This window comes from Nocardia sienata NBRC 100364 (assembly GCF_001613205.1).
Classification (GTDB): Bacteria; Actinomycetota; Actinomycetes; order Mycobacteriales; family Mycobacteriaceae; genus Nocardia; species Nocardia sienata.
Window position 1 is genome coordinate 1 of sequence record NZ_BDBX01000088.1, and the last position, 12,629, is coordinate 12,629.

General features: G+C 68.0%; 9 protein-coding genes. 2 read left to right on the forward strand and 7 right to left on the reverse strand.

What is annotated here, in order from left to right:
• Positions 1 to 16 precede the first annotated feature (16 nt).
• The 4 genes from NS4_RS30410 to NS4_RS30425 all read right to left on the reverse strand — a co-directional run bounded on the left by NS4_RS30410 (position 17) and on the right by NS4_RS30425 (position 4,562).
• Complete coding sequence (locus tag NS4_RS30410) at positions 17 to 2,569, reverse strand: ATP-binding protein (protein ID WP_063062915.1); 2,553 nt, start codon at positions 2,567 to 2,569, stop codon at positions 17 to 19.
• Positions 2,570 to 2,648: 79 nt separating this feature from the next.
• On the reverse strand, positions 2,649 to 3,221 hold the full coding sequence (locus NS4_RS30415; RefSeq protein WP_245665852.1) for a dihydrofolate reductase family protein: 573 nt from the start codon (positions 3,219 to 3,221) through the stop codon (positions 2,649 to 2,651).
• Positions 3,222 to 3,422: 201 nt separating this feature from the next.
• Complete coding sequence (locus tag NS4_RS30420) at positions 3,423 to 4,178, reverse strand: MerR family transcriptional regulator (protein WP_063062916.1); 756 nt, start codon at positions 4,176 to 4,178, stop codon at positions 3,423 to 3,425.
• 87 nt (positions 4,179 to 4,265) lie between these two features.
• Entirely contained in the window at positions 4,266 to 4,562 is a 297-nt protein-coding gene (locus NS4_RS30425) for a WhiB family transcriptional regulator (protein ID WP_039823295.1), read from the reverse strand.
• A 147-nt stretch (positions 4,563 to 4,709) separates the two neighbouring features.
• Between NS4_RS30425 and NS4_RS32765 the strand changes: the two genes are divergently transcribed.
• The gene (locus tag NS4_RS32765) at positions 4,710 to 5,093 is read left to right on the forward strand and encodes a DUF1707 SHOCT-like domain-containing protein (RefSeq protein WP_063062917.1); all 384 of its coding nucleotides are present in this window, start codon (positions 4,710 to 4,712) and stop codon (positions 5,091 to 5,093) included.
• A gap of 5 nt (positions 5,094 to 5,098) precedes the next feature.
• Here NS4_RS32765 and NS4_RS30435 read toward each other — a convergent pair whose 3' ends face one another.
• Positions 5,099 to 7,738, reverse strand: coding sequence for a serine/threonine-protein kinase (locus NS4_RS30435; RefSeq protein ID WP_063062918.1), 2,640 nt, complete (start codon positions 7,736 to 7,738; stop codon positions 5,099 to 5,101).
• A 142-nt stretch (positions 7,739 to 7,880) separates the two neighbouring features.
• The gene (locus NS4_RS30440) at positions 7,881 to 9,401 is read right to left on the reverse strand and encodes an amino acid permease (protein ID WP_063062919.1); all 1,521 of its coding nucleotides are present in this window, start codon (positions 9,399 to 9,401) and stop codon (positions 7,881 to 7,883) included.
• A 205-nt stretch (positions 9,402 to 9,606) separates the two neighbouring features.
• On the opposite strand from NS4_RS30440, the gene NS4_RS30445 reads away from it, so the two are divergent.
• Complete coding sequence (locus NS4_RS30445; protein ID WP_063062920.1) at positions 9,607 to 10,743, forward strand: SPFH domain-containing protein; 1,137 nt, start codon at positions 9,607 to 9,609, stop codon at positions 10,741 to 10,743.
• 203 nt (positions 10,744 to 10,946) lie between these two features.
• On the opposite strand, the gene NS4_RS30450 is transcribed toward NS4_RS30445, so the two are convergent.
• Positions 10,947 to 12,629, reverse strand: a 1,683-nt coding sequence (locus NS4_RS30450; protein WP_174552166.1) for an NAD-glutamate dehydrogenase domain-containing protein, incomplete at its 5' end; no start/stop codon positions are given.

A 12,629-nucleotide genomic window follows, 5' to 3' on the forward strand; every position in this document is an offset into this window, starting at 1 on the left:
CCGCGGCGCCGCGCGATCACTGCCTGCCGGGCAGGCGCGGCGTACGCCGCCGGTTCCGGGTACGGGCGGCGGCGGTAGCACGTTCGGCGTCCACCGCCCCGGCGAGGTGAGCCGGAATATGATCCGGTATCTGGCGCCGGGAGCCGATCACGAGTTTGCGCCGGATGCTGGCGACCTGGGTGTCCACCGTTCGCACCGAACTGCCCCGCCGCTCGGCGATGGCACTGTTCGGCCAGCCCGCGGCGGCCAGCACCGCGACCTCGCGTTCGGCCGCCGACAGGCTTGCCCAGCGTGAATCGGCCGATTCCCCATGATCGACCGGTGTGTCCACCACGACCGGACGCACCGGCCAACGGCGACGCAGGTACTCCCGTACCGCTTCGCCGCCGGGGCGGAACTGCCCGCCCCGTTGCTCGGCGACGGCGAAATCCGCCGGTCCGATGACCGCCGTGGCGACCTCGGTCGCCCGGCGCACACCGAGCACCACCATCGGCACCCGCTCGATACAGACCCCCATCGAGCGGTGGCAGGCCCGGAAAACCCCGACCAGCCAGGCCAGTTCGGTGGCACGGATGCGGATGGCCGCCGCGGCACCCAACGCGGCGGGATCCCCCGCGAGCACCTGGGCCAGCACGAACATGCACACCGCCACCGACCATGAGGTCATCCAGGTGTTGCGGCCCCCAGCCATCCAGGACACCACGATATGGGCCGGCTCCAGGGCGGCCGCGGGCCGGGCCGAACGTGCGAGTGCCAGGGTCCGCGCCACTCGGGCCCACTGGGTGGCCAGCGAAGACCCCGAGGTCACCGACCGTTCCAGGTGCCGCCGGGTGATCCGGTCGGCCCGCTCCGGATCACTCAGCATGGAGGCCGCGAGCGCCGCGAAGATCTGACCGCGTTCCACCCCCACCCGGTCACCCTGCGCGGTGAACTTGTGACCGGCCCGTTCCAGCACCGTCACTGCGTGCGGGTCCAACCGGAACAACATCAGTTCCAGACCCCGGATCCATTCGACCGAAGCGGGCAGGCCGGTATCGGTACCCGGCGTATCACGCCACCGACAAGGGCCCACACCGGCCGCGGCAGGGCCGGCGACACACTCGTCCAGCAGAGTCGCGGCCCGAGCGGCTTCGCCCTGCCACAGGTAGTACCAGCCGAGCAGCGCGGTGGCCCTGATGTGGTGTTCGGTGGCCCCCTCGCCCCGGGTGACGTCGAGCGCTTGGGCGGTGAGCCTGGTCAGCGCCCGGCTGCCGCCCTTGACGAACGGCACCCATACCGACAGCAGTACCGACGCCGTCTCCAGGCCGACCAGCGCCTCACCGGGATCGGTCAGGCCGGTTTCGATACCGACCAGGATGTCGTCCCAGGAGCTGCGCGCCCACTCGAACCACGACCGATCGCCCGGCCCGTACCACAGCGACCGGGCCTCTATCACCCGGTCGCGGTGGTAGCGGCGATGCCGGGCGGCCATCCGGGCCGCCTCGGCCGGTTCCCGGCGCAATCGGTCGCCGGCGAACAGTCGCACGCTCTCCACCAGGTACCAGCGCACATTCGTCTCGGTCCGAAAAGTCGAGACCAGGGAGCGTTCGGCCAGCCGCTCCAGCACCGGAGCCACCCGCTCGGCAGGTAGTATCTCGTCCGCGCAGACCGCTTCTACAGCGGACAGTTCGACTCCGTTGCGCTGCGGCACGACCCCGTCGGTTTCGTATCCGGCCGCGAATACGGCCATGCGCCGCAACAGCAGCTGTTCCTCGGCCGTGCACAGATCGAACGACCAGGCGATCACGTCGTATACCCCGCGATGCCGCCGTTCGGTACCCGCTCGCGCGCTCTGCGACCAGCGCATGCGCTGATCGGCGGCATCGCCGCTGAGCTCGGCCAGCACCATGGCGGCCGGCCGGTGGCGCAGCCGGGCGGCGGCGAGCCGGAGGAACAACGGGTTGTGCTCGACGCGGCGGCAGATCCGGCGGACGAGCGCGAGCTGATCCGGATCGTCGGACACGGGGCATCCGGTGAGCTCGGCGCGCTGCCGGAACAGCTGCAGCGATTCGAAGGCCGACAGCGGCGGCACCTGGAGGATGTACTCGTCGGCCCAGCCGATGGGCTCGCGGCTGGTGGCCAGGAGGGTGAGACCTGGGGTGACGGCGAGCAGGTCGATAACCGCCCGGCCCGCTGCCGCAAGCACGTGTTCGCAATTGTCCAGCACCAGAATGGCGTGCTCGGCGATCGCGCCCGCAGGCGAACCCACCGCGACATCCAGGGCGCCGGGGTCGCTGATATCGGTCCGCACCACCGAGCGCAGCACATTCGCGGCACACTCGCCGCGGTCGCGGTCGAGTTCGGCCAGGCGCGCCCAGTACACCGGCCGGTCCGGTTCGGCGCGGTGGACCCGGCGCATCGCTTCGGCGGCCAGTCGGGTCTTACCGATACCGCCAGGCCCTATCAGGGTGATCAGTCGTGCCGAGGAGGAACGTAGCAGATCCTGCAGACGTGTGAGTTCCCGCGTTCGGCCGAAGAACTCGGTGGCGGGCGCGGCCGGTGCCGCACCTGCCGGGTAGATCACCGCCATGGGACCGTAAGTTAGTGCACGTCACATCGGATCGTCCGACAAACCCGTGCATTTCACACAACACCCGCCCGCGGAATGCTCAGCACATCACGCACGCCTGCTGGCGGTAGTGCATCTGGACCACCGCGCTGTCGAAGGTCAGCACATCCACCAGTTGCAATCCGCTGGTATCCACCGGCGACCGGAACAGGGGAACCCCGCCGCCCAGCAGCAGAGGGTGCACGAAGAGCCGGAATTCGTCGATCAGATCGTGTGCCATGAACGACCGCGCGGTCTCCGCCCCGCCGAAGAGCACCATGTGCTCACCCGCGGCCCGGCGTTGCCGCACCTCCTCGATCGGATCCGGGCCGGTGACCCGGGTGTTCCACGAGGGGTCGCGCAGGGTGCGGGAGACCACCAGTTTCGGCGCGGCGCGCCAGAAGCGGGCGAAGTCGACGTAGAACGGCGAGACCGGGGCCAGATCGGCGGTCGGCCAGAAGGCCGCCAGGATCTCGTAGGTTCTGCGCCCGTACAGCAGCAGGTCGGCTCTGCGGAGTTCATCCAGGTATTCGGTACAGAGTTCCTCGTCCACGACCGGCCAGTGGACCGCCTCATCGGGTCCCTCCGCGAACCCGTCGAGTGATATCTGCATCCACAGTGTCACGCTTCCCATTCCATGCCTCATCTACCGCGTCAGGTGCCAAGAAGCAGATTCTGCACCCGCCCAGGGCCGCGCGCATCCGTAGAAGACCGGAAAGTTACCTAAGTAGTCGTTCGCCGGGAATCGTCCCGGCCGACGGAAGAGCCACCGTCGAATGTACCGTCGTTCAGCGCAACGCTTCCCCGACCTGTTTCCCAGGTCCGGGAAGCCGCGTCAGTTCTCCGCGGGCAGGTCGGCGAGTTCGCTGTCGCTGTCGATGTAGTGCGCGACGAACTTGTTCACCAGCTCCGCCGCCGCCTTACCGGGCAAAGTGCGGGCGAGCTGCAACTGCCCGGTCAACTCCGCCAGGTCTGCGGCTTCCTGCCCGGAGTCCTGGTACTTCTGCCAGGCCGTGCGATGGAACAGGTCGACGAATCGGCGGGCCATCCGGTCACAGTCGGCACGGATCCGCTCGAGCTCACCGAGGACCTCGGCATCGGGAACGCCGGCGGCCGCCAGCTGTTCCGCGATCCGGATGAGCTGCCGGTCGGCGGGCCGATAGGTGGCGGCATCCACCGGCTCGTAGAGCCCGAGCGCGACGATCCTGGCCAGGCCGTTCGGTACGGAGCCGTAACGTTCCTGCAGTTCGGTGGCCGGGACGGCATCGGCGGGAGCGGCGGACTCCGCCGCGGACGGCTCGCCGGGTTCCATACCGCCGAGCAGCGGCCCGACGCCCAGGATGTCCCCGAGATCGTCCCCCCGGTCCCAGGCCTTGAGCAGCTCCTTGATCCCGTTCAGCTTGATGCCGCGATCGAGCAGCCTGCTGATAGTGCGCACCCGATTGAGGTGATCTGGACTGTAATAACCCGTCCGCCCCTTGACCTGCGGTGGAGGCAGAACCCCCCGTTCGTGGTAAACCCGCAGGCTGCGCACGGTCGTGCCGGCAGCCCGCGCCAGTTCATCGATCGTGTACTCCACACCAGCAGCCATATAACAAGGAAACCACAAAGGCGCCACGACGACTTGCGCCGGACACGACCGATACGTCCGATTCAATCCATGTGGGGCTGAGGTTCGCTAGTTCGTCGACCTCGAAGTAACGGCCCGTTGGGTATGTGTGCGGCGCTCGTCCTCCGACATACCGCCCCACACTCCGTACGGCTCGCCGACCGCCAGCGCATAACTGCGGCACCGGTCGAGTACCGGGCAGGTATCGCAGATCTGTTTGGCACGCCGCACCCGCGCGGCGCGCGCCCGGCCCCGCTCCCCTTCGGGATGGAAGAACACGGTGGATTCCAGGCCGCGGCAGGACCCGTTCAATTGCCAGTCCCATGCCTCGGCCGCCGGGCGCCGAGACTGGATCACGGTGGACATACACAACTCCTCTGCCCGCAATTCTGTGAAGCCAGCGTAATTACTCCCCAGATGTGGGAATCGCCGCCGCGGGGCCGCCCGAAGGCTTCCCGGCAGTGGCGACCACCGGGTGGAGCCGACCCGCGGAAACCGTCCTATGCTGCGAGTATGAGTGAGCTACCAGGCGCGCGCATCACCGTGGAGCAACGCGATCGCGCGCTGCGGGAGCTCGCCGAACATCTCGGTACCGGCCTGCTCACTCTCACCGAATACGAAGAACGCGCAGCCGCCGTGACCGCCGCGCGCACCACCCCGGAACTCGCGGCCCTGTTCACCGATCTCCCCGCACCGCCGGCGACGCCCGGCTCGAACCAAACCGGCGATCCCGCGATCGGTTTCGCGGCGCTGGCCGGCGGATCGGCCGTCTTCGCGCTGATTCTCGCGCTGGTGTACGGCGGTTGGCTGTGGCTGCTGCTGCTGGTGATCGTCCTGGTCTCGGCACCGCTGCTGCCGGCGGTGGCCCGGCGGCGCCGGATCGCCGGGCGATCCTGAGTCCCTCACCAGCGGGTATGCGGTCGCACACTATTGGCCAGATCGACGAGCCGGTACCGGTGCAACCGGCCGGGCGCGGTTCGGGCCAGGGCGCGCAGCCGTGACTCCAGCCCGCTACGCAGACCGGCGACGGTGAGCGGATAGCCGAGCAGCCGGGCGTCGGCGGACGCGGGCCGCATCCGGGATTTCAACCACTCCAGTGCCGCGCCGACCACCACGACCTGCATCTGCAGCGCCCGCGGCTCGTCGACGAGCTCCAGCCGCGAGGCCGCCTCGCGCAGATCGATCTCGGTGATCTCCCGATGTGGCCGCGACACCAGCAGCAGGCTGCCGGTCATCCGAGCGGTGCCGTGATGACGGGAAGTATTGGGCACCTCGTCCAGGATCTGCACCGCCTGCAACAGTTCACCGTCGGCGGCCAACCGGCGAGCCAATCCGAACGCGGCGCTGACCACCGCGTGATTGGTCTGCCAGACCAACCGGTAGAACTCGGACGCGGCGGTATGCCAGCGGTCGGAATCACCGGGATCGCTCAGCGTCTGCAGGGCGAGTTCGGCCGTGGCGGCCAGGGCCAGCGGCGGGGCCAGTTCGCCGGGCAACATGGTGTGCACCTGGTCGAAATGCAGATAGGCGAGCTCGTAGCGTCCGTCCAGCAGATCGATGACACCGCTGAACCATTCGACCCGCCAGTCGGTCACCGCGCGGGGGCGCAACTCTTCGAGCAGGGCGAGCGCCGGACCGAGCTCCCCCAGGTCGAGATGGGCGCGGACGGCCGCGAGCGCGCCCTCCACCTCGAAGGTCTCCGGCGCGTCGATGGTGCCGGCCGCGATACGCTCGGAGGTCTGGCGCAACGAGTCCAGAGTTTGGCGGGCGTCACTGTGCAGCAGCGGGCTCAGCAGCTGGACACTGGGATCGTCGGCGTCGATCAGCGGAATCGGCAGGGTGGCCACCACCGCCGCGGCGTCCAGCCCGAGGCTGCGGTGCCCACCGTCGACCATTCCATCGGTCTGGCCGATCAAGGTGTCGATACCGAAATCGCCACGTAACGAACCGAACTCCACCGACGCCTGCGGGTGCTCGCGCCCGGAATCGGCGGCCAGCACCATCCGCAGCACCCCGGCCAACTGGCAGTACATGGCGTAGGTGGAGGGGAAGCGCCGGCTCGGGTCCGCATGCGTCGCGCGTACCAGCAACCGATACAGGCACGGATAGCGCCGCAGCAGCGGGTACTCCTCCGGTGTCGGCATCTCGGTGCGGTAGTTGCCGTGCGAATCCTTGTGCAGGTCCAGGATCAGCGCGGCCAGGGTGCGACCGGCCGCGTACACGTCGGTGGCCACCGTGGGTCCGGTCTCGATGATCTCCGGCGCCTGGTAGCCCGGAGTACCGTAGATACTGCCGTAGGATTCCATCGCCGCGACCGCACCGAGGTCGATGAGTTTGACCTCGTCGTCGGTGACCATGATGTTGTCCGGTTTGAGGTCGTTGTAGGCCAGTCCGAACGAGTGCAGATAGTCGAGCGCGGGCAGGACCTCCATCATGTACGCGATGGTCTCGGCCACCGGAAGACGTTCCGGCCCGGCCTCATCCAGCATTCTCTTCAACGAGCGCCCGCCGACGTACTCCATGACGATGTAGCCGTCGGCCACCTCGCGGTGCGAGCGGTGCTTGACGAAGTTGTAGATCTTGACCACGCCGGGATGGGTTATCTCGGAGAGGAACTGACGTTCGGCCAGTGCCACTACGTGTGCCTCGAAGTCCTGCGGGTTCTGCAATCCCTTCAGGACCACCCACCGGTCACTGACATTCGTATCGACCGCCAGATAGATCCAGCCCAGACCGCCGTGCGCCAGGCAACCTTTGACCACGTACTGTTCGGCCACGACCTCGCCGGCGGAGAGGGCGGGCAGGAAGTTGTAGGCCGACCCGCAGCGTGCGCACTCCCCGGCCACCGCGCCGGGCCCGTCCGGGCCCGACCGCCCGGTGGGCGCCTGACATTTCCAGCAGAACCGCTTGTGCTCGGGCACCACCGGATCGGCGAGCACCGCGGTGGCGGGATCGACCGGGTCCACCCGCGGCAGCGCCACCAGTCCGGCGCCGAGGCGACGGACACTCGGCCGGGAACGGGCATTGCGCCCGGAGGGCATTTCGTCCTCGAATCCGGCGAAGGGGTCGGGATCGCCGAAATCCTCGTCGTCGTCGCCGAGCAGCAACTCGTCGAGATCGTCGTCCGGGCCGGCCAGACTGTTGAGCCGAGCGATATCGTCGCCGGTCAACGCGGCGATGGCCCGGTCGAAGTCCGACAGCTCCGGTGTCTCGGGCGGACTGTCCGATTGTGCGGGCGCGGCGACCGGGGGTACCGCACCCACTGTCACCGGTACGAAGACACCCGATCCACTGGGGATCGAGGCGGCGTCGGTGGCACTGCGCGGCTCGGCACTGCCGGATTCGGCGAGTAGTTCCTCGGCGGCCCGGGTCAGATCCGACTCGGAAGCGCGCCGGACACTGTCGCTGCTGTTGGTGCGCAGCGTCGACCAGGTGTGCGCGCCGCGGCGGGGCATTTCCGGACCGCGGGTCCGCCGCTTGGACCAGGGCGGCGGGAGCGGACGCTCGGAGCTGGGCTGCGACGAGCTGGGCTGCTCTGGCATGCACGACCTCTCAAACCCGCGGAAGAACAGAGAGAGTCTATTGTGATCCCGGTCCACGGGCGTATGGGGCCGATCGTTCCCTTTCCTGGGAATGCGAAATACCCCGGACCTGCTATCCGGGGTATTCCAACGCAGTCCGGCGTTACGGCCGATCCTCGGGTTCGTCGAGAATACGGACGGTGCTGCCGGGTTCCTCGGCCGGAGCCGGGCCGGCGACTACCGCGGCACGTGCGGTGGTGAGCTCGCCCACCCGCTTCCGCGCCAGGAACCAGCCACCGACCAGGGCCGGAACCCCGATCACCAGCATGGCGATCACCGCGAACCGCTGTTCGACCTCGTCGCTGAACAGCATCAGCAACACCACGCCGACCAGGAACACCAGGGTGGCGTAGCTGGTGTACGGGGTACCGGGGAGACGGAACTTCGGGCGGGTCACCTTGCCGTCGCGTGCCCACTTCCACAGCTGGAGCTGGCACAGCACGATCGCGGTCCACGAGAAGATGGTGCCCAGCGCCGAGACGTTCAGCACGATCTCGAAGGCCTGATCCGGAACCACCGCGTTCAGGCCGACACCCGCCAGCGCGATCACACCGGTGGCAAGGATGCCCACGTACGGGACGCCGTTCTTGGACATGCGGCTGGCGACGGTCGGCGCACTGCCGTTCATCGACATGGAGCGCAGGATGCGTCCGGTCGAGTACAGGCCGGCGTTCAGACTGGAGAACGCCGCGGTCAGCACCACCAGGTTCATGACCGAACCGGCACCGTCGACACCGATCTTGGAGAAGAAGGTGACGAACGGGCTTTCACCGGACTTGAAGACGGTGTAGGGCAGCAGCAGGCCGAGCAGCACCAGCGAACCGACGTAGAACAGCGCGATCCGGGCGATCACCGAGTTGATGGCGCGCGGCATGATCTTCTCGGGATTCTCGGCCTCACCGGCGGCGGTACCGACGAGTTCCACCGCGGCGTAGGCGAAGACGACACCGGTGGTGACGACGATCAGCGGCAGGAATCCGGTCGGGAACAGGCCGCCGTTGTCGGAGAGGACGGAGAGACCGGTCGGCTGGCCCTCGATGTCGAAGCGACCGGCCAGGAAGATGGTGCCGATGATCAGGAAGGCCACCAGCGCGACCACCTTGATCAGCGCGGCCCAGAACTCGAGCTCACCGAACCACTTCACCGAGATCAGGTTGATCGCGACCACGATGGCCAGGGCGATCAGCGCGATGGTCCATTGCGGTATCACCTCGAACGCGCCCCAGAAGTGAACGTAGGTGGCGATCGCGGTGATATCCACGATGCCGGTCATGCACCAGTGGAAGAAATACATCCAGCCGACCGCGAAGGCCAGCTTCTCGCCGTAGAACTCACGGGCGTAGGACACGAAGGACCCGGAGGACGGGCGGTGCAGGACCAGCTCGCCCAGGGCCCGCAGAATGAAGAATACGAAGACGCCGCAGACGGCGTATACCAGGAACAGACCGGGGCCGGCCTCGTGCAACCGGCTACCGGCGCCGAGGAACAGGCCCGTTCCGATGGCGCCACCGATGGCGATCATCTGGAGCTGCCGGGGGCGCAGCGACTTGTGATAGCCCGCATCTTCGGCGTGCAGACCGTCCGCCGGCGCCGCCTGACCCGGAGGCTCTTGAACTGTTGTCATCATGTTGCCTTTCGAGTGGCGCAGATCATGTCTGCGAGCAATGTACCGCTAGTTAGCGGCACGATCAATAGGGGGCCGTCATGTGTAACTCAGTGGAAACCAGGCACTTTGGCGAAAACCCGAGGTCGGCCGCACTGTAAGAGCCATTGATCGAGCCGCTGAACGTCGATACGCTGGATACGTCAAATGTGTAGGGAGCACCCAGATGGCCTGGTTCGAACGCGAGTTCATCGCCGTCCCCGAGACCGGCAAGAAACAACTCGTCTACAAGTGGCCGGATGTGAACATCCGGCGATACTCCCGCGCCATCGTCAACGCCGATCAGACCGCGCTGTTCGTCAAGTCCGGTCAGGTCCTGGGTGCGCTGGGACCGGGCCGGCATCGGATCGACGCGGACGAACTCCCGGTTCTCGGCGCACTGGTGGATACGCTGACCGGCGGCAACTTCTACCGCGCCGAGCTCTACTTCGTCTCCAGCCGGGAATTCGCCGGTATCAAGTTCGGCGGCCGCCTCGCCGATATCGCCGACCCGGTCAGCGAGCAGATCGTCACCCTGCGGGTCTTCGGTGAGTTCGCGCTATCGGTCCGCGACGCCCGGCAACTGATCACCTCGCTGGCCGGCAGCACCGATCTGCACGATCCGGCCGGAATCGAATCCTGGAGTGCCGACCTGCTGCTCAAGGCGATGAAGGTCGCTGTGACACAGGGGGTTTCCCAGGGCGAGTGGCCGGTCCTCGGCCTGTCCGGGCTGCTGCCCGAGATCGAGCAGGCGGTCGTCCGGCAGACCAACACCGCGCTCTACGAGTACGGGTTACGGATACCACGGCTCGGCAATTTCGACATCACCCTGGCTCCCGAGGACGCCGACCGGCTCAAACGCCTCGCCAAGGATGTCACCTACATCCGGCTCGCCGGAGATTTCCGGCAGTACGCCGCCGGGGAGATGGCCCTGGGCGCGGGCCAGGGACTGGCCTCCGGGCACGGCCACGACGGCGGGTTCATCGGCGCCGCGCTGGGCATCAATGCTCTGCAGCAACCGGGTTTCGCGGCCGCGGGTAATACCCCGCCTCCGCCGAGTTCGCCCTGGCAACAGCACCAGCAGGTCCGCGAGGAGCAGAGCGCGACGGCGCTGCCCCCCACCGCGAAACCCGTCGCACTCGATCCTCCGGCGAAACCGATCTGCACCGCCTGCGCCACGGCCAATCCGCCGGGCGCCAAGTTCTGTGTGGAATGCGGTACTCGCTTCGCCCCGGCCGAACCGGCCCGATGCCGCGAATGCGATGCCGAACTGCTGCCCACGGCCAGGTTCTGCGCCTCCTGCGGGACCCGCCGCCCGGACTGAAACCGGGATCCGACCCGCCGCCGGGCGAATCACGGCCGGTTGCTCCGCCACCGGCCCCAACCGGCGGACAGATCGACCGCCCGGATCACACGGCGCGAGCAGGGCACGAACACCGGAGCCGGCCGGCCGGTTCCGGCGCGGCAGTGGAAACGACGGGTGGCCGCCCGGCCCGAGCCGGACGGCCACCCGCGAATCCCGCGTGATCAGCCGACGATGCCGGACTCCGAACTACCCGCCAGACTCCGCACCTGCCGCGCCGCCACCGACAGGGTCGCCAGATCGTGCCGGCTCACCCCGAAAATTTCGGTGAGCGCGGCGCGGGCCCGGGTCAGCCGTGACCGGTTGGTCTGCTCCCAGTAGTCCAGCTTTTCCGTCACCGGATCCTCCGGGTCGGTAGCAGTGGCGATATCCAGTGTCAGCAGCCGCAACGACTCGTACAGGTCGTCGCGCAGCGCCAGCCGCGCGAGGCCGGCCCACCGCTGATCGTGGTCGAGATCGCCGACCGCGCTGATCAGCCGGGTGATCTCCAGATGCGCGTTGAGCGCGAAATAGAGTTCGGCGATCTCCCGTGCGTCACGTTCGGCGATATCGGCGATATCCAGCACGTCCAGCAGCGGGAAGAGATGGATAAGGCGGTAGACCGCGGCGGCCAGATCCTGCGGGGCGCCGTGTTCGGTCGCCTCGGTGGCGTGGGCGGCGACCCGCTCGGCCAGTGGTTTCGGCAGCCAGCCGGGCACCCGATCCGCCAGCGCGCGCACCCCCTCGCGATAGCGGGCGATATCGGCTCCGATCGCGATCGGCTGCGGCCGGTTCAGCAGCAGCCAGCGCGCGGCACGTTCCAGCGTGCGGTTGGTCTCCAGTTCGAGCTGATCGCGTACCGAGGTCGGCATCTGCTCGGAGCGGATGCGCTGCCACAGCTCCCGCAGCCCGAATATCTCCACCGCCGCGGTGAACGCGCGCACCGCGTCGTCGGTGGTGGCGCCGATCTCCTCGGACAACCGGAACGCGAATGTCGCACCGCCGAAATCGACCATCTCGTTGACCACCACGGTGGCCACGATCTCGCGGCGCAGCGGATGCCTGGTGATCGCGCCGGCGAACCGCTCCCGCAACGGTGTCGGGAAGTAGTCCGGCAGCACCGCCGCGAAGGTGGGGCTGTCCGGCAGGTCCCCGGCGAGCAGGTCGGCCTTCAGCGCGAGCTTCACATGGGCGATCATCGTGGCCAGTTCCGGAGAGGTCAGCCCCGTTCCGCCGGCGATCCGGCGTTCCATCTCGGCGTCGCCCGGCAACGCCTCGAGCCGGCGATCCACGCCGCGCCGGGTCTCCAGCTCGGTGAGCAGCCGCCGGTGCACCGCACCGCGCCGCCCGGCACCCGACCGGGACAGGCCGATCCGGAAGTTCTGCGAGATATTGTCGCGCAATACCAGTTCGGCGACCTCGTCGGTCATTTCCGCGAGCAGCGGATTACGGTCGGCGATATCGAGCTCACCCGCCGACACCACCGCGTCGAGCAGAACCTTGATGTTCACCTCGTGATCGGAGCAGTCCACACCCGCGGAATTGTCCAGCGCGTCGGTGTTCATCTTCCCGCCGTTGCGGCAGAACTCGATACGCCCCAGCGCAGTGGCACCGAGATTACCCCCCTCACCGATCACCTTCACCCGGAGCCGGTCGGCATTCACGCGCACCGCGTCATTGGACTTGTCACCCACATCGGCATTCGTTTCCGAACTCGCCTTGATATAGGTACCGATGCCGCCGTTCCACAGGAGATCGACCGGGGCCTCGAGGACCGCGCGGATCATCTCCGGCGGCGAGAGACGGGTGACGCCGGCCGGCAATTGCAGTGCGGCACGAACTTCCGGGCTGACCGGGATTGCCTTGGC

Bases quoted from the DNA above. Each gene is read 5' to 3' on its own strand.
- NS4_RS30410 (WP_063062915.1), bottom strand. From the start codon at position 2,569: ATGGCGGTGATCTACCCGGCAGGTGCGGCACCGGCCGCGCCCGCCACC.
- NS4_RS30415 (WP_245665852.1), bottom strand. From the start codon at position 3,221: ATGGGAAGCGTGACACTGTGGATGCAGATATCACTCGACGGGTTCGCG.
- NS4_RS30420 (WP_063062916.1), bottom strand. From the start codon at position 4,178: ATGGCTGCTGGTGTGGAGTACACGATCGATGAACTGGCGCGGGCTGCC.
- NS4_RS30425 (WP_039823295.1), bottom strand. From the start codon at position 4,562: ATGTCCACCGTGATCCAGTCTCGGCGCCCGGCGGCCGAGGCATGGGAC.
- NS4_RS32765 (WP_063062917.1), top strand. From the start codon at position 4,710: ATGAGTGAGCTACCAGGCGCGCGCATCACCGTGGAGCAACGCGATCGC.
- NS4_RS30435 (WP_063062918.1), bottom strand. From the start codon at position 7,738: ATGCCAGAGCAGCCCAGCTCGTCGCAGCCCAGCTCCGAGCGTCCGCTC.
- NS4_RS30440 (WP_063062919.1), bottom strand. From the start codon at position 9,401: ATGACAACAGTTCAAGAGCCTCCGGGTCAGGCGGCGCCGGCGGACGGT.
- NS4_RS30445 (WP_063062920.1), top strand. From the start codon at position 9,607: ATGGCCTGGTTCGAACGCGAGTTCATCGCCGTCCCCGAGACCGGCAAG.